Here is a 24,493-nt window from a genome sequence, read left to right on the forward strand (position 1 = left end):
GGCATACTCCTTTATTCCGGCATGCTGCCGAGGTGAATTGTCCGGTCGGCCGAGGCAATTGTGGATGAACGGTGAGCGATAATAACCCGCGTGATGCTCAGGCCGCGTATGGCCTCGTTTATCAGCGCCTCGTTATGTTCGTCCAGATGGCTGGTTGCCTCGTCCATGAAAAGAATGGCGGGACGGCGATAGAGTGCGCGAACGATGAAAATGCGCTGACGCTGGCCGCCCGAGAGCCCCTCGCCCAGCTCGCCTGTCAGGGTGTCATAGCCCATCGGCAGGGCCATGATATCGTCATGGATATGGCCAAGGCGGGCGCAGGTATGAAGCCACGCCTCGTCAGGTGATTCGCTGAAACCGGTCATGTTTTCGCGTAATGACCCGGCAAACAGACGGTCCTCCTGCAGTATGCAGGCCACGGCGCGGCGGTAGTTGTTCACGCCTGCGGAGTGGATATCCCGTCCTCCGGCCAGCACGCAGCCTTCACCCGGCGGGATAAGGCCGCTCAGCACTTTCATGAGTGTGGTTTTTCCGCACCCTGATGGGCCGGTGATGGCCACGCTTTCTCCGGCAGCCACCGTGATATTGAGCCCCCTGAAAATGGCCGGTGACTGTGCATCATGACGAAACATGAGTCCTTTTGCCTCCAGCGCGATGGCGACACCCGCAGGGTACAGGTCTGCAGCGGGGGCGGCCGGCTCGGACTCAGTGTGGGCGATGTCTGCAATACGTTCTCCGTGCAGGGAGAGCATGCCGAGACGCAGGAACATGTCAGTCAGCGACAGTGCCCGGGAGGTGAAAATTTCACGAAATACCCCGAAGGCCACAAACGTCCCGAGTGAGAGCTGATGAGTCATTACGGCCCCAATGCCAAGCCAGAGGATAACCACGTTGTCCAGCGCGTTCATCAGACCGCTGACCGTACTGAAAAGAATGTCAAAGCGCCGACGGCTGACGGCAGCGTTTGCGGCGTCTACCTCAAGTGTCAGCCAGTTCCGGCGGCGCTGCGATGTCAGATCCTGCGCGCGTAGCGTGGCGATACCCCACAGCGATTCGGTAAAGTGAGATCCGGCCGCCGCGTTTTTTATCAGTTGCTCCTCCGTCAGCTGGCGGTAGCGAGGAAAGGCAACCACCCGCATTGTTATGGCGATCAACACAAAGCACGTAACCACACCCCACAGAAGCGGGCCTCCGTAGCCTGCCAGCAGCACGCAAGACCCGAGGAGCATGATGCCGTCAATGACGCAGCCGGTGACATCGTGGACAAAAGTGTCGCGCAGCACATCCAGCGAGCCGAAACGTGACTGGATGTCGCCTGTGCGACGCTGGGCAAACCACGGAAGAGGAAGTCCCAGAAGATGCCGGAGCAGGCCTTCCTTCCACTGGACGTCGGTGAGCGTGTCCGTCACCATCACCGTCCACGCACGGATAAGGTTAAGTCCGGTCTGAAGCAGGATAAGTGCTCCCAGAGACAGGCAGACCAGCTCAAGCAGCCCCCGGTCGGAGGCGGGAACCACGTGATCCAGGGCAATCTGCGTACCCACGGGCAACAGCAGACTGATGCTTTCGATCATCGCGGACAAACAGAAGATTTTGACCAGGGCAGTGCCGAAGCCGCGTATACCGCTCATCAGTTCGGCAGGCCTGACGCGGGGCAGTTTTTTTTTCCGGCAGAAGCCGCGGCCGGGCCAGAGCTCCAGCGCCGCGCCGGTAAAGTTTTCCGACAGCGTTTTCCTGCTGACGCTTAGCCGTCCACGGGCCGGATCGTGGATCACGGCCCGGTCGCCACTGAGGCTGACCAGCACCACAAAATGGCTGAAGCTCCAGTGCAGAATACAGGGCAGCCTCAGGTCCGAAAGCTCATCAAGCTCAAGTGATAAAGCCCGGCCCGCCAGTCCCACCTCCCCGGCAATGGTGTACAGAGTGCTCAGCGTGGCGCCGCGAGACGAGATGCCACCCCGGCTGCGCAGGGCAAACAAATCTGCGTGATGGCCGTGCCAGCCTGCCACCATCGCGATACAGGCCAGCCCGCATTCGGCAGCTTCAGTCTGTAGAATCAGGGGGACACGCCGGTACAGTGAGAAATTGAGACGGCGTAATAGCCCTTCAGGTCCGTTACTGTTCACTCACCGCCTCCTGCGTGCTGTCCCGCATGTCATAGAGTGGCGCAAGTACCCACTGCCACAGTTTTCGTTTCTCTAGAAACAGCGTGCATTCCGCGCGCAGCCCGTTTCCGGGCCGGAGGCGGTGTCCCTGCCAGACAAAGTGCGTCACATCAGGCGTGACGGTCAGTCGGTACCAGGTCTCGGATGTGCTGGCGTTTACGGCAGGCGCGCCGGACCAGGATGCCCTTTCATGTAGGGTCGCCGGGGCTGAAGATATCTGCGTGATCCGTCCGGGAAACTGACCAAACTTTTCTGCCGGAAAAGCGTTATACCGTATGTTGACCGGTGAGCCTGCCTTAATGAATGGCACGGCGCTGTCCGGCACCCACATGACCAGTTCCCAGCGGGGAGTTGCGAAAGGAATAACCTGTGCCAGGGCGTCGCCGACGCTGACCGACTGTCCAGATGTCAGGCCGGCGATATCTACCCGCCCGTCCACCGGCGAAGTCACGACCAGCGTTCCCGCCGCGTCGTCCAGGGTCTCCTGGCGAACCAGGTCGCTGCGCTGCATCTCCATGCGGAAAATATCGTTATCAAAATCAGCGGCGCGCGTGCGGATGTCGCCCGTCAGAGCCAGCACCTGCAGAGCATTCTGTTCACGCTGACCGCTCAGCGTCAGCAGGTCGTTCTGCTGCTGATAGTAAAGAGCGGCCTGCTGGGAGAGCTGGTCCCGGTTGATGAGGCCCGCGCGCTGATAGCGGCGATAGCTGTCCATATTCTGCTTCATTTCCTTCAGCCCCTCTTCGGCCTGGTTCAGTACGTCAGCCGAGTGCGACAGCGCCGCCGCATAACTGGCTTTCTGTTGCTCCAGGGTTTCCAGCGTGACGCGTTTGTTTTCACGCAGGTGATTAATGATGCTCTCAACGCTTTTTATCTGAGCCTGCGTATTCTGCCGCTGCTTAAGGCTGACCACGCCGGATCGCGTCGTATGGCTGACGTCAATTTCATAAAGAGGCTGCCCTTTTTTTACCTTGTCACCTGCACTGACCAGACGGCTGATAATAAACCCCTGCCCGGGGGCGGTGACCCGGACTGGGCCGGGCAGGGAGGCCAGTTCCCCGCTAACGGTCACCCGACGGGTATAGCTGCCGATGCAGAGAAACAGTGCAAGCACGATAAAAAAGAGCGCGGTGAGGGCAAGATGCACCCAAGGGGGAAGGCCGCGGGCCAGCAATGCCCGACCATTCCAGAGTCGTGACCGGTGACTGAGCGCCGCAGCACGATAGAGGGAGTCCATGAGTATCCTGAAGAAATAAAAGCCAGTAGTTGTCATAATAAGGCGGCCATAATGGCCGCCTGGAGAGCAGATTCTCTGTAATCAGCGGTTTTTACCACCACCCATCTGACCACTTTTCCCCTTGTTGCTGGATTTACCACTGTTCCCTTTATTATTCCCGGATGCAGAGGACCCGGTATCCGGTGCGTTTAAACCACAGCCCGCGTGAAAGCTAGCCGAGGTAGTTGAGCCGCCATGTCCATCTTTAGACGTGGAAAAAGAACCACCAATAGAACAGCTGCCAATTGAAAACCCACCTGCGACTACATTCATTTCATTTAAAGAAAGTTCACGCATTATTATTTCTCCTAATTACAGTAGTTTGCGAATATAACGTGCTTTTTTCTCATTGAAACAACCCATTGAGAAGATGAATTGGCATAGTGTATGTTTGTTATGCCAAACTTTTTCATGTCTGCCGGAGTGTATGAAAACCATTTCTCCGGGAACTTATATCTATAATCAGATTTTAACTGAGGACAAAAAGATAGCTTATTGTTCACACCAATTTTTCTGTAAAACTCAATATCATCTTTTTGTAACTCTTTAATTTCCCTAAGCGAGAAAAAATCACTCTTTGTTATGTTTCCAGATATTGCAATTTCTCTCTCAGGGCCGTTGATACCACCATGCCATAGAAGGTACGAATCGTTACCCAGATGTTTTTTCTTTCCGGCTGGAAAAATATAGTTAGCACAGGCAGAGGCGCAAACGCTGCGCACATCGACACTGATTCCATTTTTATATATATAATCACCTATCGCTAAAGCGTTCCTGGTATCACCGCCAATGCTATTTATAGATATCGTATTGATTGGGGAATTTCTAGCAAGCCTTAGGAATTCAGAATAAGATGTGCCTGTGATTTTTCCATTATAATAAATAACGCTCCCCTTAATATAGATATCGGGGGGATCAGAAAGAACGCTGGCATCGGGGAGGTCTATCTCCTCATACGCCACACATGACGAAGAATTAAATATTAAAAAAAACATAGCTAATGAAGTAATTACGAAAGAACCACTTCTAAAAAAAGCTCTCAACTGTCCATGTTTCATTACTTTTAACTCCGTTTACACCCCTGAATAATTCAGAGCCCAGTTTCGTAACCCCTGAACATACATCAAAAGCGATAAGAGGAACGCTCTTGTCTTATGTAATGTAATGCCAACCTAAACTTGTTTTTAGTAAATATATGTAACTAAATATTTCTCTTGTACAATTTTTTTGAAGGAGAAAGGGGAGTTTTGGCGATTTTTTGAGATTAAAATTTTAAATTCAATCATCGAAAATGGTGATGGTCATATCTGGTCGGACATGTAACGGTTAAGGAGTGCCTGAGGATTGTGCTGTTTTAGCCCGTTCGTCACCGGGGATAAGTTTCTTCTTATAAATTATTAAGTTTTTCAAATCTATAGACTAATTACCTTGTTTAAATTTTCATTTTTCGATGACTCAATGCCTTAAAGACGAGTTTGATGTTTTTAAACCAATCATTTTAATGATAAACAGAAAGCATCATAAGCGCTTTTGATCTTCGAGAATTTTATAGACTATAGAGCGTGCAATACTGAGCTGATGAGAGATATTAGTTGCACCCATACCTCTCTGATGAAGTTCCATAACGGCATGCCTGTCTACAGTGCGCTTGCGGCCGAATTTAATACCTTTTAGCTTCGCCTATTGCCTCCCTTCAATTGTACGCTCAAGGATTCTCTTGCGCTCGGCCAGGGTTACAGCTGAAAGAATAGTGATAACCATTTTACCCATTTCCCCATCGGTACTGATACCATCGTCAATAAACCGAATGGATACACCCCGGGCGTCGAACTCTCTTATCAACTGGATCACGGTCAGAAAGGTGAGATAAGAAATCGATATACCGACGGCCAGGAAGATCAACTGGGCGCACTGGGACTGGTCACTAACGCCGTCGTGTTAGGGAATACTATTTATATGCAGGCAGCCCTGGATCATCTCCGGGCACAGGGGGAAATGCTGAATGATGAAGATATCGCACGCATCTCACCGCTTTGCAACGGGCATATCAATATGCTCGGCCATTATTCCTTCATACAGGCAGAACTGGTGACAAAAGGACATCTGCGGCCATTAAAAGAGGCGTCAGAGGAAGAAAACATTGCTTAACGTGAGTTTTCGTTCCACCGAGCGTCAGCCCCCAATAACTGCGTTCATAACCACTTTCAGTCCAGGCTTACAGTCCCGGTGTCAGGAGCGCACCTGATAGCACCACTTAGCACACTGCCAGCATTTCCCAGCGCCAGGGCTTACTGATATTAATTCACAGATGTTGTTGCATCAGGTCGATCATCGCCCCGGCATGCGCATCAACGTGGCGAATGTAGCGCATCACCGTTTCCGGCTTCTTCCAGGTGCCTTCCTGCATGATCTGCGCGGTGCTGTACTTATTGCTGGCCATGTCGATGGCGGCACCGACCCGGGTGCTATGTCCCGACCAGCCGCGATAGCGATTCTTATTGGGTTGCTCGCCGGTGCCCGGTCCCGCTTCACGCCACGCACGGACGAAAATATCCTCCAGCGCGCGGGTCGAGAGCGGTTTATCGCAGACAATCTGCGCCTGGTTGGCGCGGTGCACCGGGCCAAAAATGAACGCGTCGGGTTCAGCGATGAGCCCGGATACCACCAGCCATTCGGTCAGCCGTTGTGATGAGAGATCGCCGAGTGCCTTAATCAGTCCCCCGGTCATCACAATGGTTTTGGTCCAGGCGACATCGAGAATGATACGGCCATCAGCTGCGCGCGAAATGTCACGCACCCGCAGGCGGCTCAGCTCACTAATGCGTAACAGCGTGGCGTAGGCCACATGCAAAAACGCCAGATCGCGCTGCTGCTGCAGGCGATCGGAACCCGCCCAGCGTTGATCCAGCGTGAGTAAATCCCGAATGCGAAAGGGGATGGCCTGGCCTGCACGTTCACCGGCTATCACCGCGCTACGATTGATTTTTTTCACCGCGCGGAACACCAGAGGCGAAACATTGGGCGGCACCAGACCGGCGTTACGGTGTAACATGGAGATTAATGCAGCATGAGTCGCGATGGTCGAAGAGGCGCGTCCCGATGCCTGAAGCCACAGCAGGTAATCACGCAGATCGGCAGGATCCATCGGAAAAAATTGCCGGCCATGTTCCGTCGCCCAGCGGCTGCCGATCCGCATAACGCTCAGCAACTGTCGCCACGTGTTATCAGAAAATGCCTCTTTATCACTGACAAATTCTCTCAGGCGTTCAGCAATATCCTCATCAGCACTGTGCATCAGGGCCGGGCTGACGGTAATCCCGGGCAGGGTATCCGTTTTACTCATTAATTTATGACGTCGCTACGTGAATTCTGTGCATGTTGCAGGGTCATCACCCGCCAGATTTAACGTAGCGGTGCCGGTTTTTTATGCACGGCGTGGCGCAGACACACTGCATCATGTTAACCAAAGGTGATGATCCTGCGGATTCTGACTTCATATAATGCCAATTATATGAAGTCAGCCATTCTAACCGCTGAAAATCTGGATGGACAGCGCTAAAGGGGGATGGAAAAGGCTGATGGTGAAGTTTTTTCACCTGACAAACGCCCCGCCAGCTGTCAGGCTAAGGATCGACAGTGTGATAGCGCAGATTAGCGCCTGATTTTGCAGGTTTTTTGCGCAAGCGCGGCCTACTTTACTTCAGCGCGAGCCTGGTGCAGGCAACATGAAGTTAGCTCATCTTGCTTTGAAATTTAATCACTTTTCCTCACGCAGGGACTCTGGCATAACTAAGGTCATGTTAAATATTTTCGACAATATGACCACTGCTGAATTTGCAAACCTGTAAACGTTTTGAGAACTCCGGTAAAGGAGAGAACAGCGTCAGGTTGCAAGCAGAAATCAGGATGCCCGCTCGCGATGAAAAATGATTTTACCTTTAGTATAAAAAGCACGCGCTTCGATGAGAATTACAATCCCTCCAAAGATACGCGCATTACCACCAATTTTGCCAACCTGGCGCGCGGCAGCAATCGCGAAGAGAATCTGCGCAACGCGTTGATCATGATGAACAACCGTTTCAATTCGCTGGCGAACTGGGATAACCCGAAAGGCGATCGTTATGCGGTTGAGCTGGATATCATTTCCGTGGAAATGAATCTGGGTGCAGGCGGCGAGGGCAAAAGCTTTCCGGCGATTGAGATCCTGAAGACCAACATCGTTGATAAAAAAACCAGTGAGCGCATTGAAGGGATCACCGGCAACAACTTCTCTTCATACGTGCGTGATTATGATTTCAGCGTTTTGCTGTCCGAGCATAATAAAGGCCGTTCCGGTTTCAGTATTCCGGATGACTTCGGCGTGCTGCACGGCAATATTTTCCGCCATTTTGTCAACTCAGAGACGTATAAAGCCAACTTCCGCAAAGCGCCGGTCATTTGCCTCAGCGTCTCCAGCAAAAATATTTACCGTCGTACCGGTAATCAGCATCCGGTGCTGGGCATTGAGTATCAGCAAAATGAATCTTCATTGACCGATCTCTATTTTGCCAAAATGGGACTCAGAGCGCGCTATTTCATGCCGGCCAACAGCGTGGCGCCGTTCGCCTTCTACTTCGCCGGTGATTTGCTCAGTGATTACAGTAACCTGGAGTTGATCAGCACCATCAGTACCATGGAAACCTTCCAGAAGATTTACCGCCCGGAGATTTACAATGCGAACTCACCGGCGGGCATTGAATATCAGCCAGACCTGTATCATCAGGATCACTCGCTGACCAAAATTGTTTACGATCGCGAAGAGCGTACCCGCCTGGCGATTGAGCAGGGTAAATTTACCGAAGAGCAGTTTATTAAGCCTTACCACAGCATTCTGAAACAGTGGTCTGATCATTTCGCTCTTTGATTAACGAATAAATAAGGTTATTGATTAATGAAAACATTATTACCGACGTCAACGGCTGGCAGCTTACCGAAACCCTCCTGGCTGGCGCAGCCGGAAACATTATGGTCGCCGTGGAAATTGCAGGGCGATGAGCTGATTCAGGGCAAACAGGATGCGCTGCGTTTATGTCTGGACGACCAGCAGCAGGCCGGTATTGATATCGTCAGCGACGGCGAGCAAACGCGCCAGCACTTCGTCACCACCTTTATCGAACACCTTAACGGCGTTGACTTTGAAAACCGTAAAACGGTGCGCATCCGTAATCGCTATGATGCCAGCGTACCCGGCGTGGTGGGCGAAGTGAGCCGGCAGAAACCGGTCTTTGTTGATGATGCCAAATACCTGCGTCAGCTGACGCAGCGTCCAATTAAATGGGCGTTGCCTGGCCCGATGACCATGATCGACACGCTGTATGACGATCACTATAAAAGCCGTGAGAAGCTGGCCTGGGAATTCGCTAAAATTCTCAACCAGGAAGCGCGCGAATTAGAAGCCGCTGGCGTTGATATTATTCAGTTTGACGAACCCGCCTTTAACGTCTTTTTCGACGAGGTGAATGACTGGGGCATTGCCGCCTTAGAACGCGCCATCGAAGGGCTTAAATGTGAGACCGCGGTGCATATTTGCTACGGCTACGGCATCAAAGCCAACACCGACTGGAAGAAAACGCTGGGTACCGAGTGGCGCCAGTATGAGGAGATCTTCCCTAAACTGCAGAGTTCCGGTATCGATATCGTTTCGCTGGAGTGTCAGAACTCACGCGTTCCGATGGATTTGATTGAACTGATTCGTGGTAAAAAAGTCATGGTTGGCGCGATTGATGTCGCCACCAACACCATCGAAACACCGGAAGAAGTGGCTGCCACGCTGCGTAAAGCGCTGCAGTTTGTGGATGCCGATAAGCTTTATCCAAGCACCAACTGTGGCATGACGCCACTGTCGCGTCATGTGGCTTACGGCAAGCTGCAGGCATTAAGTGCCGGCGCAGAAATTGTGCGGAAAGAACTGCAGGGCTAACGCGTAACGCCTTATTTGTCTCTGACTCAGTCCGCAGGGTTTAAATACCCTGTGGACTGAGCGTTTGTAATTAACTTCCCTGCCTGACTCGCTGGCCTCGCTAAATAATCCTGTAAAACACCCGGCGGCGACGGTCATAAATCCCCCATTTATACCGGATTCATTCTCTGCCTCTAATCCGGCGGGCAGCCTGAATATCATCGTCTATACTCAGCAACGCGAAGTGATATATGCCGCTGCTTTTCACGCTGCGCTGACGTTAATTCAACCAGCCTGTGTGAACAACAGCCGCATTGACTCATCAGTACACGCTGTTTTCCGTGCTTTCATCCTCAAGGGACTTCCTGGTATGTTGCAATCTCAATCCTCCCGTTTGGGCAGTTTACTGCTGCTGCTGGCGGCACTCATCGGCTTTGCCGTCGCGCTGTATGCCTGGCTCACGCCACTCACCGGTGTCACCGGCACCATTGGCGCGCTGGGCGTCGCTATTGCCAGCGTCGTGCTGGCGCTGCTGACCTTCCTGCTGCGCGCGGCAACCGGCCGTACCGGTCGTATTTTCCTGATAGTCATTACGCTGCTGCTGTTATGCGCGATCGGTTTTGCTGCCGCGCTGCTGCATCAGGGGATCATTACACTGGCAATGGTCATCGGGCTGATGGGTCTGATTATGCTGGCGCGCAACCCGGCGCATCGCGTTCGCCACGCCACTGCACAAGGAGCTAACCGTGCATAATGAAAAATACATTCCGCTGCTCAAAGTCGGCATGACCGCCCTGGCGCTGCTGATGGCACCTGCCACGCTACGCGCCGAAGATAAAGCCGCTGAGGCGTCGATGGGTACGCAGGAGAAACTCAACGTGGATGCGGCCGATCAGCAGGCGCCCGGCACCACGCACGCCACCGATGATGTCTCCAGCGGCAAGCGCGACGGCGAGAAAGTGGCCTCCGCCAGCCAGCCGGCCACGCCGCTGGTGCCCTCCACGGCGACGTGGGACAGTTTTCACGGCCAGCTCAACGCGCAGAAATACAGCCCGCTGAAACAAATCACCGCTGACAACGTCAGCAAGCTGAAAAAAATCTGGGAGTTTCACACCGGTGACGTTTCGGATGGCAAGGGCGACACGCCAGCGACCGTCTGGTCCGCCACGCCAATTTTTGCCAACGATACGCTGTACATCGGTACGCCATTTGATCGGCTGATTGCGCTGGATCCGGGCACCGGCAAGGAGAAGTGGCACTACGATACTAAATCGCCACGTCAGGCGCTGACCCAGCCGGTACTGAAAAATCGTGGCGTCTCTTACTGGCAGGCCAAAAATCCGCAGGCGGGTCAGGCCTGCCAGAAAATCGTTTATATGGGCACCGTTGACGGCAAGCTGTACGCACTGGATGCCGATTCCGGCAAGCTGTGCGAAAACTTTGCAGATAAAGGTGTGCTCAACGTCAACCAGTGGAATACGGTTAACGCTAAATTCCCGCTGTCTCTGCTCCAGCCGCCGACGGTGGTGGGTGAACACCTGATCGTTGGCTGGGCGGGCAAAGACTGGGCTTACGCAGAAGCGCCGCCGGGCACGGTGTTTTCAATCAACGCGCAGACCGGGGCACGCGAATGGACCTTTGACGCCATCCCGGCCAGCATTCGCCCGCGCACCGGCACGGCTAACGTCTGGACCCACATGTCGGCCGATGAAGCGCATGGCCTGGTTTATCTGCCGGTGTCATCACCTTCGCCAAACTACTGGGGCGGCAACCGCGTCGATCCAATTCCGCTCGGCACCTCCACGACCGCGCTGGATGTGAATACCGGCAAAGTAGTGTGGTCGCGACAGTGGGTGCATCATGATGTGTGGGATTACGACATTAACTCAGCACCGACGCTGATGGACATTACCGTGAACGGCAAGCAGATTCCGGCGCTGATTCAGGCCACCAAGCAGGGCTTCCTGTTTGTGGTCAATCGCCTGACCGGTGAAGATGTCTGGCCGATTGAGGAGCGTCCGGTGCCGCAGGGCGATGGTTCAGTGCAGGGCGAGAAACTGTCGCCAACCCAGCCATTCCCGACCAAACCGGCACCGCTGCTGGACCAATCCAAAAAACCGGCGATCTGGAAGCTGGCCGATATTGTTGGCGCTGGTCAGTGCTCACGCCTGTGGGACAAGCTGAGCTATGACGGCATGTACACACCACCAACCACCCAAGGCGAAGGCGCACTGACCTATCCGGACAGCGCGGGCGGCGTGCAATGGGGCGGCGTGGCGTTCGATCCGCAAAAACAGATCGCCATTGTGAACACCTCACACATCGTGCAATACGTGAAGCTGTACAGCCGCGCCGATTACGACAAGGCCGATAACGGCTCGGGTAACGAGAGTGGTTTCGCCCCGCAGGAAGGTGCGCCTTACGGCCTGCGCCTGATGGTGGCGAATAACTGGCTCGGCATGCCGTGCTGGCAGCCGCCGTTTGGCGAGATCGTGGCGCTGGATATGCACACCGGTGATGTGAAATGGCGTCGTCCGGTCGGCGCGTCGCAGCAGTACGGCTTCTTCATGCCGGAAAGCTGGGGCTCGCCAACCATTGGCGGTCCGGCAGTCACCGCCGGCGGCGTGATCTTTATCGGTGCCTCAATGGATGCCAAAGTACGCGCCTATTCACTGGATAGCGGCGAAGAGCTGTGGTCCGATCAGGTCGAAGCGCCCGCGGTTGCCAACCCCTCGGTGTATGAATACAAAGGCCGGCAGTATGTTGCCTTTGTCGCCGGTGGTAACACCATCCTGAAGGATCAGGTGGGCGATCAGGTGGTGGTTTACGCACTGCCGGAATAACCCAGCGCAGTAAACCAACAAAGTGGGGCCACGGTGCTCCACTTTTTTTATGCCTGCAATAAAAACGGCGGCCATTGGCCGCCAAAACCTCAACAGGTGGTTGCCGTTGAGGAAGCAGTGGTACTGATGAATCTTTAACCTTTTACACCGCCCGCCGTCAGCCCGCTCACCAGCCAGCGCTGCGCCAGTAAAAACACCAGCGTGATGGGAATGGCGGACAGCACGGCCGCCGCGGCGAAATCGCCCCACAGATAGTTCTGCGGATTAAGATACTGCTGCATCCCGACCGCGAGGGTATAGCTGTTGACGTCGCGCAGCAGCAGCGAGGCGACCGGTACTTCGGTGACCGCAGCGATAAACGCCAGGATAAACACCACCGCGAGGATTGGCACCGAAAGCGGCAGCAATACCAGACGAAACGCCTGCCAAGGCGTGGCACCATCCAGCGCCGCCGCTTCCTCCAGCGAACCATCGATGGTTTCGAAATAGCCCTTAATGGTCCAGACGTGCAGTGCGATACCGCCCAGATAGGCGAAAATTACGCCGCCGTGGGTATTGAGGCCGAGAAACGGCAGATATTGCCCCAGCCGGTCAAACAGCGCATAAAGCGCCACCAGCGACAGCACCGCCGGGAACATCTGAAAAATCAGCATGCCCTTTAGCAAACTGGCGCGACCGGCGAAGCGCATGCGGGCAAACGCGTAGGCGCAGGTGGTCGAGAGCGCCACAATCCCCAGCGCGCTGATGGCGGCGATCTTCACTGAATTCCACAGCCACAGCAGCACCGGGAAGGGCGGCGGCGTCACGCGACCATCGGCATGGGTAACGCTGAACCCGAGCGCCAGCCGCCAGTGTTCCCAGGAAATCTGTTCCGGGATCAGACTGCCGGTGGCGAAATTGCCGCTGCGCAACGAGATGGCAATCACCATCAGCAGCGGGAACAGAATTGCCGCGATAAACAGCAGCAGCAGCAGATGCGTCAGCAGCAGACGCAGCTTCTGCGATTTAGGTTGTACCATGGCCATAACGCCTCCTTAATCAAACTTCATGCGTAGCGCTTTCAGGTTAATCACTGCCAGCGCACCCACCAGCAGGAAGATCAGCGTGGCGATGGCTGCCGCCAGGCCGAAGTCCTGACCGCCGCCGCCCTCAAAGGCGATACGCCAGGTGTAGTTGACCAGCAGATCGGTGTAGCCCGCCGGCGTAGTGGTGCCGAGTCGATCGGGGCCACCATTGGTCAGCAGCTGCACCAGCACGAAGTTATTGAAGTTAAAAGCAAAGCTGGCGATCATCAGCGGCAATAGCGGTTTGAGCATCAGCGGCAGCGTAATCAAAAAGAAATTCTGCAGCGGCCCGGCACCATCCATCGCGGACGCCTCATAGAGATCGTCCGGGATCGCCTTGAGCAAGCCCATGCACAGGATCATCATGTAGGGATAACCCAGCCAGGTATTGACGATCACCAGCATGGCGCGCGCCAGCGTCGGATCGCTGAACCACGCTGGCTTGAAGCCAAACAGCGCATTGAGCATGACGTTGATTTCGCCAAAACTCTGGTTAAACAGCCCCTTGAAAATCAGTATCGAAATGAATGCCGGTACCGCGTAGGGAAGAATCAGCATCACGCGATAGATGGCCTTGCCCCGCAGCGCTTCCCACTGCACCAGACACGCCAGCACCATGCCCACCGCGACCGTCAACAGCACGGTCAACAGCGAAAACAGCAGCGTCCAGCCAAATATCGCCAGGAACGGTTTCTGAATGCCTTCGTCGGTGAACACGCGGGCAAAGTTTTTCCAGCCCGCGCCAACGGTAAAGCCGGGGCTGAGCTGTTCGCTGGCCCAGCTGCCATCGGCATTGATCTGCTGATAGAACCCCGTGTCTCGGTTGGCCTGATAGCGGACGCCGTTTTGCTGATTTCTCAGCTGTCCCGCTGCGTCCAGCACATACAGCGGCCGCGTGCCGGAAAACTGGCGCAGCGAACTCATCACCAGCTCGCGACCGTCCGGCAGCCGGGCAGTTAACTGACTCAGCGCCTGACGGTTTTGGGTGATGGTTTTTAAGCTGGCGCGCGCGGTGGCGGGCAGCGCGGCTGGCGTGAGGCTGAGCTGCTGTTCACCACCCAGCGTAAACGGCGCAGACAGAAAGCTGTTTTCGCCTGTGCTGAGCGCCAGCTGCCAGCGATCGCCCTGCGAATAGAGCGCGAAGTTCATCGCGTCCCCGGCCTGATACTGGCGACTCAGCAGCACCTGCTGCGCGCGCGCCTCACTGAGCTGATTGGTGCTGCTGTAGTTGGTGAAGGCAATGGCGACGGTACAGGCCAGTGGAAACAGGACGAATAGCGCCATGCCGGCCAGTCCCGGATACACATAGCGCCAGGCATAGGCGCGCCGGTTGGTGTAAATCCACAGGCCTGCGGCGCTGACTACCAGCGTGACCAGCGCAAACAGGTATTCACCCTGAGCATACATCAGCACCAGAAGGTAGCCGACCAGCAGACAGCCGATCCCGACCAGCAGGCTGCGCAGCACCAGGCTGTGCCGTCTCTTTTGCGGTATTCCTGACATGATACGGTGTTCCTTAACAGCCAGTGGCGAGCCGACAGCCGTCGGCTCCGTAACAGCATTACTTATTGAGACGCGCCTGCGCATCCTTCAGCGCCGCATCGACGTTTTGACGACCACTCAGCGCATTCAGCGTCGCGGTGCGCATCGCATACCAGAAGGCAGCCATCTGCGGGATGTTAGGCATGATGTCGCCATTACGCGCATTGCTCATGGTGGCGGCGATGCGCGCGTCTTTCTCCAGCGTTTGCTGGAATGACTTCAGGGTGACCGCGCCCAGCGGCTTATCCTTGTTAACCGCGTTGAGACCGGCGTCGGTCAGCAGGTAATTTTCCAGAAACTCTTTGGCCAGTTCCTTATTGGGACTGGCCGCGTTGATGCCCGCGCTCAGTACGCCGACAAAAGTTTTGGTCGGCTTGCCGTTCAGCGTCGGCAACAGCGTGACGCCGTAGTTGATGCCGCTTTTGTCGATATTGCTCCACGCCCACGGACCGTTAATGGTCATCGCGGTTTGGCCTTTATTGAAGGCCGCTTCGGCAATCGAATAGTCAGTATCGGCATTAAGGATTTTGGCTTTCACCTGATCGACGAGGAACTGCATGCCTGCTTTCGCGCCGGCGTTGTCGACGCCGGTATCTTTCACGTCATAGCCGCTATCGGTCTTTTTGAAAGCATAGGCGCCACCGGCGGCCAGCAGCGGCCAGGTGAAATAGGGTTCCTGCAGGTTAAACATGATGGCGCTCTTGCCTTTGGCGCGCAGCTGCTTATCCAGCGCCGCCATCTCTTCCCAGCTTTTTGGCGGGGTGGGCAGCAGATCTTTGTTATAAATCAGCGACAGCGACTCCACAGAAACCGGATAGCCAATCAACTTGCCGTTGAAGCGCACTGCATCCCAGGTAAACGGAAACAGTTTTTGCTGGAAGTTTTGATCCGGCGTGACTTCGGCCAGCAGCCCTGACTGGGCATAGCCGCCAAAGCGATCGTGCGCCCAGAAGATGATGTCCGGACCGTCCCCGGTCGCGGCGACCTGCGGGTATTTCTCTTCCATTTTGTCCGGGTGTTCGACCGTCACGCTGATACCGGTGTCCTGCTCGAATTTTTTGCCTACCTCGGCGAGGCCGTTATAGCCCTTATCACCGTTGATCCAGATGACCAGTTTACCTTCTTCAATTTTGGCCACGGCCGAAGCCGAAAACAGTACGGCCGTAAGGGCGGAAAGGGCCAGAACGCGTGCGCCGGTTTTCATTGTCATAACTCCATCCTGTTAGCGGAAGCGGAAATCATCAGTGGCATCATTGTGCGGCGTTATGGCGTTTCCTCATCCTCCTGCGCTCTACGCCCAACGGCACTAAGCCGTGATCGCGCTTGCAAAACCGCGCCTTAATACGCGCTGGCGCACACTATTGACGCGTCAGCTCTGCGTGACAGCTCACAAAATTGCCGTGAACGTCGCGGCGGCGCGACTGGCGTGCGCGTTCTCCTCCTCCCGCCTCATCCCCCAGTAAAAACCTGCACGGTGGAGGATGTTGCGCCGTCTGCCCCTGCCCATAGTGGTCGCCGGAGTCTGCCTGCGGTGCTGCAGGCAAGCATGAGCCTGCGAAGAGGAAAGCATCATGGCGAGCGTTGCGTTACACCATGTCACCAAGGCCTGGGGCGATACCGAGGTATCAAAAGACATCAATCTGGAGATCGGCGAAGGGGAATTTGTGGTGTTCGTCGGTCCCTCCGGCTGCGGCAAATCAACGCTGCTGCGCATGATCGCCGGTCTGGAAACCATCACCCGCGGCGATCTGTTGATTGGCGGTCTGCGTATGAACGATGTTCCGCCCGCTGAGCGCGGTATCGGCATGGTGTTTCAGTCTTACGCCCTTTATCCCCACCTTTCAGTGGCCGAAAACATGTCGTTTGGCCTGAAGCTGGCCGGCGTAAAGCGTGCTGAGATCCAGCAGCGCGTCAATCAGGTGGCGGAGGTGTTACAGCTGGCGCACCTGCTGGAACGGCGACCCAAAGCGCTATCGGGCGGACAGCGGCAGCGCGTGGCCATCGGGCGCACGCTGGTGGCCGAACCGCGTGTGTTTCTGCTCGACGAGCCATTGTCCAATCTTGATGCCGCGCTGCGCGTACAGATGCGCATTGAAATCTCACGCCTGCATAAGCGCCTGAAGCGCACCATGATTTACGTTACGCACGATCAAATCGAAGCGATGACGCTGGCCGACAAGATCGTGGTTCTGGACGCCGGTCGCATCGCCCAAGTCGGTAAGCCGCTCGAACTCTATCACTATCCCGCTAACCGCTTCGTTGCCGGCTTTATCGGCTCGCCGCGCATGAATTTTCTGCCCGTCAAAGTGACCGCCACCGCCATCGATCAGGTGCAGGTGCGTTTGCCCAACGATCAGCTTGTATGGCTGCCGGTGGAGAGCGCCGGCGTCCAGGTCGGCAGCAACATGTCGCTGGGTATTCGTCCGGAACATCTGCTCTCCAGCGACATCGCCGATGTCACGCTGGAGGGCGAAGTGCAGGTGGTTGAGCAGCTCGGCCACGAGACGCAAATCCATATCCAGATCCCCGCCATTCGTCAGAACCTGGTGTATCGCCAGGAGGACGTGGTGCTGGTAGAAGAGGGCGCCCTGATGGGTATTGGCCTGCCGCCGGAGCGTTGTCACCTGTTCCGCGAGGACGGGAGCGCCTGCCGCAGGCTGCATCAGGAACCCGGTGTTTAGCCCTGCAAAACAATAAAAGCAATGACCTCAGGAGATAGAAAATGTTAACTCTGCGCAAACTTCCCGTCGCGATTGCCATCGCAGCGGGTACGCTCTCCGCTCAAGCCATGGCGGTCGATTTTACGGGTTACGCCCGTTCGGGTATCGGCTGGACCGGCAGCGGCGGCGAGCAACAGTGCTTTCAGGCTACCGGCGCGCAAAGCAAATACCGTCTGGGCAACGAATGTGAAACCTATGCTGAACTGAAACTGGGCCAGGAAGTGTGGAAAGAGGGCGATAAAAGTTTCTATTTCGATACCAACGTCGCCTATTCCGTTTCCCAGCAGAATGACTGGGAAGCGACTTCACCGGCCTTCCGTGAAGCCAACGTGAAAGGAAAAAACCTGATCGATGCGCTGCCGGGTTCCACCATCTGGGCCGGTAAACGCTTTTATCAGCGTCACGATGTTCACATGATCGACTTCTACTACTGGGATATCTCCGGTCCGGGCGCCGGTCTTGAAGATGTCGATCTCGGGTTTGGTAAGCTCTCGTTCGCTGCGACGCGCTCTTCCGAAGCGGGCGGCTCTTACACTTTCTCCAGTGACCAGATTCGTGATTACGCCACCAGTACCGCCAATGACGTTTTTGATGTGCGTCTCGCCGGGCTGGAAACTAACCCTAACGGCGTGCTGGAACTGGGTGTCGACTATGGCCGCGCCAACGCGCGTGACGGCTATCGCTTAGACGACGGCGCGTCGAAAGATGGCTGGATGTTCACCGCGGAACACACGCAGAGCATGCTGAAAGGCTACAACAAGTTTGTGCTGCAGTACGCCACCGATGCGCTGACCTCGCAGGGCAAAGGCCTGCCGCAGGGCAGCAACATCAATAACAATGGCAATATGTACCGCATCCTCGATCACGGTGCGATCTCGCTGGCCGATCGCTGGGATCTGATGTACGTGGCGATGTACCAGAACGTCGATCTGGATAACAACCGCGGAACTGAGTGGTACACCGTCGGCGTACGTCCTATGTACAAATGGACGCCGATCATGAGCACCCTGCTGGAAGTAGGCTATGACAACGTTAAGTCACAGCAGGTCAGCGAACGCAACGGCCAGTACAAAATTACCCTGGCGCAGCAGTGGCAGGCTGGCGACAGCATCTGGTCACGTCCGGCGCTGCGCCTGTTCGCTACCTATGCCAAATGGGATGAGAAGTGGGGCTACAGCAAAGACGCCTCCGGCGATATCACGTCGCTGGCCGCGGCGGACAGCAGCGGCAACGGTCTGTTCACCAACAGCCGTGGCGACAACGATGAGTGGACCTTCGGCGCACAGATGGAAATCTGGTGGTAAGTCGCTGCGCAGGTTAAGCAAACATCCGCCGTGCATCAGACGCACGGCGTTTTCGGACAGCGGCAGCCATTGCCTGGCCCACGCCGCTGCCTGACAGCTTGTTGGGATATCACAATGAAAAAACATCTTATCGCCTTCTGCCTGAGCAGCGCGCTGCTGACCGGCGTCATTATGCCAGTTCAGGCCGACATCAATCTGGTGCCACAGGATCTTTCCGCGGCGCCGTCCATTCCCACCGCGCGGCTGCAGCAGCTCAGCTGGCAGCCGGTAGATGCAACGCGTGCACAAACCACCACGCTGACACAAAGCGCAACGCCGCTGGATGTACGTGGCGTCACGGGGGCCATTGCGGCTTACAGCCTTCCTGCCAATCAGGGCGAGCTGACGGTTACGCTAAGCAGCGAGGTGGTACACAATCAGGTCTTTGCGCCAAATGTGCTGGTACTGGATGAAAACCTGCAGCCGGCCGCGTGGTTTCCGAGCCGCTTCTTTAGCTATCAGCAGCCCGGCGTGATGAGCGCCGATCGGCTGGAAGGGGTGATGAAGCTGACGCCGGTGCCGGGCCAGCAGAAGATCTATTTGCTGGTGTTCACCACCGACCAGGATTTAACCCAGACCACCACGCTGCTGGATCCGGCCAAAGCTTATGCCAAAGGCACTGGCCATGCGGTACCGGATATTTCCGATCCGGTGGCGCGTCACAGTCGCGACGGCAAAATCAAACTGAAAGTGGCAACCAGTTCCGGCTCCTCGATTCTGGTCGGCCCGCTGTTTGGCTCAGCCGCGCCTGCCGCTGTCACCGTTGGCAGCACCCGGCCGGCCATGGCCGCCACGACGGCGCACGCGCCAGCGCCTGAACCGGCACCGCTGGTGAATGAGACGGAAAGCTATTTCAATCAGAGCATTCGTCAGGCGGTGCAACAGGGCAATATCGATAAAGCGCTGAAGCTGCTGGATGAAGCAGAGCGTCTGGGATCGACATCGGCGCGGCAAACCTTTATCAGCAGTGTTAAAGGCAAGGGGTGAAACTGCCCCGACAGTGCTGAGTTGCCCCACCTGGTGCGCTTCGGCGCACCTTTTTTTATGGCACTCCGACCTGCACGCAGCAGGTCGGTTTCGTGCTACTTACGCTGACGCTGACGTGATTGTACCGCCGTGAGCAACGCATCGATTCTGTCATCTTCCGCCATCGCTTCCAGCGTTACGCTGAGTTTACGTCGCCAGTTGGGATACTGATCGACGGTGCCCGGCACGTTGACCGGCAGTGCCATATCCAGCCACTCTTCCGGCTGCAAACCGAGCAGCGCACACTGGCTGCGGGCCAGATAGCGATGGATCGCCTGACTAAGCTGATGACTCATGCGGACGCTGGCCCGCTGGAAGCGGCGGCGCGGCGGCAGATCACCGCTGCGCAGCAGCGTGCGCAGCAACGCCTGTTTGGCCAGGCGCCGATCGCGATACAGGCCAGCGAGAATCGCCCGATCGGGGTAAAGCCCCAGCGCACTGCCCAGCCGCAAATCGTCACTTTGCCACCAGCCGCGCAGCGTCGGCATATCATGGGTGGTGGTAACTGCCATCGCCTGACGCGGCCACGCCGCGGGCGCGCGGAAGTGGCGCTGCGATTCCTGCTCAAAGTAGAGCACTTTGTAGGAGTACACACCGGCGTCGCGCAGTTTATCGACGATGGCTTCCGGCACGGTGCCCAGATCCTCGCCAATCACCATGCAACGATGGCGCTGGCTCTCCAGTGCCAGAATCGCCAGCAAATCATCCACCGGATAGTGCACATAGGCACCGTGCGCCGCGCTTTCGTCCTTCGGTATCCACCATAAACGCAGCAGCGCCATCACATGGTCAATGCGCAGCGCGCCGCAGTCGCGCATGCTGGCGCGCAGCAGGGCGATCCACGGTTCGTAGCCACGCGCGGCCATCACCTGCGGGTCCATCGGCGGCAATCCCCAGTTCTGACCGAGCGGACCGAGGATATCCGGCGGCGCGCCAACGCTGGCGTCCAGGCAGTAAAGCTGCCGATCGCGCCAGGTTTCCGCGCCATCCGCCGCCACGCCCACCGCCAGGTCGCGATACAGCCCGATCGCCATCTGCTGCTGCTGACACAGCTGCCAGCAGGAGGCAAATTGCTCTGCCGCCAGCCACTGCAGCCACATGTAGAAACGCACCTCGTCGCTGTGCTCAATGCGAAACGCCAGCACTGTCGCACTGTTCGCCTGCTGCCATTCGGCCGGCCAGTGTTGCCAGCCATAGCCCGTGCCATCCTGGGCGCCGCGCGCCGCGTGCAGCGCATCAAACAGTCCCTGATGCAGCAGGCTGTCGCCCCCGGCACGCACAAACTCCGCAAACGCCTGCGCCTGTCCATCATCTGCCGTGCGCCGGCGAAACTGCTGCCAGGCAAGCCGTAGTCCCTGCAACTTAAGCCGGGTGACGGCAGTGTAATCCACCCACGCGGCGTCACGCGCTGCCCTAATCGCCTGCTGCGTCTCCTCAGCTTGCCACCAGGCCTGCGCCGCGTCGCTGAGGCCAAAATCGGCCACGGCGCTCACGTCGATATAGAGGATGTTGAGCCAGCGCCGGGACGAGGGACTGTAAGGGCTGGCGCTTTCCGGTGCGGCAGGAAACAGCGCGTGCAGCGGATTGAGCCCGACAAACGCGCCGCCGCGCCGCGCGGTTTCAGCGATCATCTGCCGCAGATCGCCGAAATCCCCGATGCCCCAGTTAGCCGCAGAGCGCAGCGTATACAGCTGAATACAGCTGCCCCACAGCGATTCGCCCGCCAGCAGTTCCGCAGGTTCGTAGCAGCGGCGGGGTGCCACAATAACCGGGCAACGGTGACACTGTAACTCGTGGGTCAATGTCAGCTGGTGATAACCGGCGGGCAACGTGGGCAACACCAACGCTTCACCCGGCTGGCAGCGCCCGGACCAGCTTTCACCGCTTTCGCTCGTCAGCTGCCATTCCGCATCGGCGCTGAGCACCGGTGCCAGACTCAGTGACTGTCCGACATAAAAAATTACCACTGGCGGCAGCGGTGCGGAGCCGTTCACAGGCGCCTGCATCAGCGCAGCGAGACGCTGATGAGTAAGAGCAGAAATCTGCCGCGGTTTTCCGTGCGCATCAATATATTCCGCAGCAATAAGCGCGTCAGCACGGCGATCAAGAGCATCTTTGGGTTTCATGGCGTTCCTTAGCGGCTGGCCTGCCAGATACGTTGCTGATAGTCACGAATGGCGCGATCGGCACTGAACATGCCGCAACGCGCGGTATTGAGGATTGCGGCGCGCGTCCAGGCCTCAGGATCGGCCCACAGCGCTTCAACCTGCTGCTGCGCGTTGAGATAGTGGCGAAAATCAGCCAGCACCAGATAAGGATCGCCGCCTTGCGCGCCCAGGCTGTTGACCAGATCGCTAAACGCCGTGCGGTCGCCGTTACTGAAGGTGCCATCTTCCAGCGCGGTCAGCGCGCGATCCAGCTGCGCGTCCTTATTGCGCCAGTTCAATGGCGAGTAACCGGCCTGTTTCAGCGCGCTGACCTGCTCTACGGTATGGCCAAAGATAAAGATATTCTCTTCACCGACCTGCTGCGCGATTTCAACGTTGGCCCCATCCAGCGTACCGATGGTGAGTGCGCCGTTCAGCGCCAGCTTCATATTGCCGGTACCGGATGCTTCTTTGCCCGCAGTAGAAATCTGTTCCGAGAGATCGGCGGCCGGGATCAGGCGCTCGGCAACCGACACGTTGTAATCAGGGATAAAGACAATTTTCAGCCGGTCGCCGACGCGCGCATCGTGGTTGATAGTTTCCGCCACTTTATTGATGGCGTAGATGATGTTTTTCGCCAGCGCATAGCCCGGCGCCGCTTTGGCACCAAACAGCATCACGCGCGGAGCCAGATTGGCCTGCGGATCGCTGACCAGCGTTTGCCACAGCGCTATCATGTGTAGCAGCATCAGGTGCTGCCGTTTGTATTCGTGCAGCCGCTTAATCTGGACGTCAAACAGCGCATCAGGTTGAACCGCAATGCCGGTTCGGTCGGCGATCCACTGCGTCAGCGCCTGCTTGTTGTGCTGCTTAATGGCGCGATATTCGGCGCGGAAGGCGGCATCATCGGCGAACGGCGTCAGATCCTGCAGTGCATCAAGATCGTTAAGCCACGGACGCTGCAGCGTTTTGTTGATCAGCGCCGCCAGCGCCGGATTGCACTGGTTGATCCAGCGACGCGGCGTGATGCCGTTGGTGACATTGTGGAACTTCTCCGGCCACAGCGCGTGATACTCGGGGAACAGGTCCTGTACTACCAGCCGCGAGTGCAGCGCCGCCACGCCGTTGACCGCAAAGCTGCCGACCACGCACAGGTTCGCCATACGCAATTGCTGATCGTGCACCAGCGCCAGTTTTGACCAGATCGCCTGATTGCCCGGCCAGCGCGCCTCAACCTGCTGTTTCAGCTGCGCATTGAGCGTATTGATGATCATCACATGGCGCGGCAGCAGGCTACGCACCAGGCGCAGGTTCCAGCACTCCAGCGCTTCCGGCATCAGCGTGTGGTTGGTGTAGGCGAAGGTGCGCTGGGTGATGCGCCATGCGTCCTGCCAGCTAAGCTGGTGCTCATCCAGCAGCAGCCGCAACAGCTCCGGGATGGCCAGCGTCGGATGCGTATCGTTCAGCTGGATCACTTCATAATCCGCTAACGTTTCGATGGATCGTCCCGCAGCCTGATGACGGCGCAGAATATCCGCCAGCGTACAGGCACACTGGAAATACTGCTGCATCAGACGCAGCTTTTTGCCGGCCTGATGGTTGTCATTCGGATAAAGCACTTTGGTCAGTTTTTCCGCCTCAATGCCTTGTTGTTCCGCACGCAGAAAATCGCCGTTGTTGAAACGCTGGAGATCAAACGGACGGGCATGCTTTGCCTGCCACAGACGCAAGGGCTGCGTGATGCCGTTGCGGAAACCGACCACCGGCAGATCCCAGGCTTCACCCTGCACAACAAAAGCAGGCTGCCAGTGCGTCACGCCGTCAATGGTGGTCACACTGCCGCCCAGTCCGACCTGCACGTCAAGCGCCGCGTTGTGGCGAAACCAGGGATAACGATCGCGCTGCCAGTCATCCGGCTGTTCGTGCTGCGCGCCCCCGACAAAATGCTGGCGAAACAGGCCGTACTGGTAGTTCAGGCCATAGCCGATCGCAGGCTGGCCGGTGGTCGCCATCGCATCGAGAAAACAGGCGGCCAGCCGTCCCAGACCGCCGTTGCCCAGTGCCGGATCGGTTTCACGCTCCAGCACGTCACTCAGCGTCACTCCAGCTGCGGCAAGCGTCGCTTTGACGCCGTCGTACCAGCCGAGATTCAGCAGATTGTTGCCGGTCAGCCTGCCCAGCAGAAACTCCATCGACAGATAATTAACGTGGCGCTGTCCGCCAGCGGCCGGCTGCGCCGGTATATCCGCCAGCAGTTCGGCCAGCGCGCCGCTCAGCGCGTGCCACCACTGGTCGGGGCTCATTTCCTGCGCATCCGGCAGGCCAAAACGTTGCCTCTGGCGCACCAGCGCGGCAGAAAAACGGTCAGGGTCAAATGTGGGCAGTGCCATAGGGAAACTCCAGTCGAATAAATAGGGTTACAGGCAGTG

The 24,493-nt window shown here is 56.8% G+C and carries 17 protein-coding genes and 2 pseudogenes; 8 read left to right on the forward strand and 11 right to left on the reverse strand.

Going from position 1 to position 24,493, the window contains the following annotated elements; translation table 11 throughout:
- Window positions 1-11: 11 nt before the first annotated feature.
- The 5 genes and pseudogenes from C1N56_RS20410 to C1N56_RS20430 form a co-directional block, all read right to left on the reverse strand.
- Complete coding sequence (locus tag C1N56_RS20410; RefSeq protein WP_394517674.1) at window positions 12-2,126, reverse strand: peptidase domain-containing ABC transporter; 2,115 nt, start codon at window positions 2,124-2,126, stop codon at window positions 12-14.
- Window positions 2,116-3,402 carry an HlyD family secretion protein gene (locus C1N56_RS20415; RefSeq protein ID WP_211727149.1) on the reverse strand — a complete coding sequence of 429 codons (1,287 nt, stop codon included), beginning with the start codon at window positions 3,400-3,402 and terminating at the stop codon, window positions 2,116-2,118. Before C1N56_RS20415 ends, C1N56_RS20410 begins: the two co-directional genes overlap by 11 nt.
- An 81-nt stretch (window positions 3,403-3,483) precedes the next feature.
- Window positions 3,484-3,738: a hypothetical protein gene (locus C1N56_RS20420; protein ID WP_141097320.1), complete on the reverse strand. Its 255-nt coding sequence runs from the start codon at window positions 3,736-3,738 to the stop codon at window positions 3,484-3,486.
- Between the two features lie 11 nt (window positions 3,739-3,749).
- Window positions 3,750-4,499 carry a hypothetical protein gene (locus C1N56_RS20425; protein WP_394517675.1) on the reverse strand — a complete coding sequence of 250 codons (750 nt, stop codon included), beginning with the start codon at window positions 4,497-4,499 and terminating at the stop codon, window positions 3,750-3,752.
- 460 nt (window positions 4,500-4,959) lie between these two features.
- A pseudogene (locus tag C1N56_RS20430) lies at window positions 4,960-5,292 on the reverse strand (recombinase family protein); the annotation flags it as partial.
- Between C1N56_RS20430 and C1N56_RS20435 the strand changes: the two are divergent.
- Window positions 5,290-5,589: pseudogene (locus tag C1N56_RS20435) on the forward strand (Tn3 family transposase); the annotation flags it as partial. The pseudogenes C1N56_RS20430 and C1N56_RS20435 overlap by 3 nt on opposite strands.
- Window positions 5,590-5,743: 154 nt before the next feature.
- On the opposite strand, the gene C1N56_RS20440 reads toward C1N56_RS20435, so the two are convergent.
- Window positions 5,744-6,784, reverse strand: a complete 1,041-nt coding sequence (locus C1N56_RS20440; protein ID WP_394517676.1) for a tyrosine-type recombinase/integrase — start codon at window positions 6,782-6,784, stop codon at window positions 5,744-5,746.
- 576 nt (window positions 6,785-7,360) lie between these two features.
- Here C1N56_RS20440 and C1N56_RS20445 point away from each other — a divergent pair.
- The 4 genes from C1N56_RS20445 to C1N56_RS20460 all read left to right on the forward strand — a co-directional run bounded on the left by C1N56_RS20445 (window position 7,361) and on the right by C1N56_RS20460 (window position 12,222).
- Window positions 7,361-8,344 carry a DUF1852 domain-containing protein gene (locus tag C1N56_RS20445; RefSeq protein WP_021509409.1) on the forward strand — a complete coding sequence of 328 codons (984 nt, stop codon included), beginning with the start codon at window positions 7,361-7,363 and terminating at the stop codon, window positions 8,342-8,344.
- A gap of 27 nt (window positions 8,345-8,371) precedes the next feature.
- On the forward strand, window positions 8,372-9,400 hold the full coding sequence (locus tag C1N56_RS20450; protein ID WP_021509410.1) for a methionine synthase: 1,029 nt from the start codon (window positions 8,372-8,374) through the stop codon (window positions 9,398-9,400).
- Between the two features lie 349 nt (window positions 9,401-9,749).
- Window positions 9,750-10,133, forward strand: coding sequence for a hypothetical protein (locus C1N56_RS20455; RefSeq protein ID WP_104187319.1), 384 nt, complete (start codon window positions 9,750-9,752; stop codon window positions 10,131-10,133).
- 31 nt (window positions 10,134-10,164) lie between these two features.
- Window positions 10,165-12,222, forward strand: coding sequence for a pyrroloquinoline quinone-dependent dehydrogenase (locus tag C1N56_RS20460; RefSeq protein ID WP_394517725.1), 2,058 nt, complete (start codon window positions 10,165-10,167; stop codon window positions 12,220-12,222).
- Between the two features lie 134 nt (window positions 12,223-12,356).
- On the opposite strand, the gene malG is transcribed toward C1N56_RS20460, so the two are convergent.
- Genes malG through malE form a run of 3 tightly spaced genes read right to left on the reverse strand, consistent with a single transcriptional unit; the run spans window position 12,357 to window position 16,038 of the window.
- The gene (gene malG, locus C1N56_RS20465) at window positions 12,357-13,247 is read right to left on the reverse strand and encodes a maltose ABC transporter permease MalG (protein WP_058759158.1); all 891 of its coding nucleotides are present in this window, start codon (window positions 13,245-13,247) and stop codon (window positions 12,357-12,359) included.
- 9 nt (window positions 13,248-13,256) lie between these two features.
- Complete coding sequence (malF, locus tag C1N56_RS20470; RefSeq protein ID WP_394517677.1) at window positions 13,257-14,789, reverse strand: maltose ABC transporter permease MalF; 1,533 nt, start codon at window positions 14,787-14,789, stop codon at window positions 13,257-13,259.
- A gap of 58 nt (window positions 14,790-14,847) precedes the next feature.
- Window positions 14,848-16,038, reverse strand: a complete 1,191-nt coding sequence (gene malE / locus C1N56_RS20475) for a maltose/maltodextrin ABC transporter substrate-binding protein MalE (RefSeq protein WP_031280090.1) — start codon at window positions 16,036-16,038, stop codon at window positions 14,848-14,850.
- A 361-nt stretch (window positions 16,039-16,399) separates the two neighbouring features.
- On the opposite strand from malE, the gene malK reads away from it, so the two are divergent.
- The 3 genes from malK (at window position 16,400) to malM (ending at window position 19,878) form a co-directional block, all read left to right on the forward strand.
- Complete coding sequence (gene malK / locus C1N56_RS20480; RefSeq protein ID WP_394517678.1) at window positions 16,400-17,509, forward strand: maltose/maltodextrin ABC transporter ATP-binding protein MalK; 1,110 nt, start codon at window positions 16,400-16,402, stop codon at window positions 17,507-17,509.
- A 41-nt stretch (window positions 17,510-17,550) separates the two neighbouring features.
- A complete protein-coding gene (locus C1N56_RS20485) occupies window positions 17,551-18,852 on the forward strand; it encodes a maltoporin (protein ID WP_058759162.1) in 1,302 nt (433 codons plus the stop codon).
- A gap of 114 nt (window positions 18,853-18,966) precedes the next feature.
- The gene (malM, locus tag C1N56_RS20490) at window positions 18,967-19,878 is read left to right on the forward strand and encodes a maltose operon protein MalM (protein ID WP_394517679.1); all 912 of its coding nucleotides are present in this window, start codon (window positions 18,967-18,969) and stop codon (window positions 19,876-19,878) included.
- 95 nt (window positions 19,879-19,973) lie between these two features.
- Here malM and malQ read toward each other — a convergent pair whose 3' ends face one another.
- Window positions 19,974-22,043, reverse strand: a complete 2,070-nt coding sequence (malQ, locus tag C1N56_RS20495; protein ID WP_394517680.1) for a 4-alpha-glucanotransferase — start codon at window positions 22,041-22,043, stop codon at window positions 19,974-19,976.
- 8 nt (window positions 22,044-22,051) lie between these two features.
- The gene (gene malP, locus C1N56_RS20500) at window positions 22,052-24,454 is read right to left on the reverse strand and encodes a maltodextrin phosphorylase (RefSeq protein WP_394517681.1); all 2,403 of its coding nucleotides are present in this window, start codon (window positions 24,452-24,454) and stop codon (window positions 22,052-22,054) included.
- Window positions 24,455-24,493 lie beyond the last annotated feature (39 nt).

Source organism: Pantoea sp. SGAir0175, assembly GCF_043547855.1.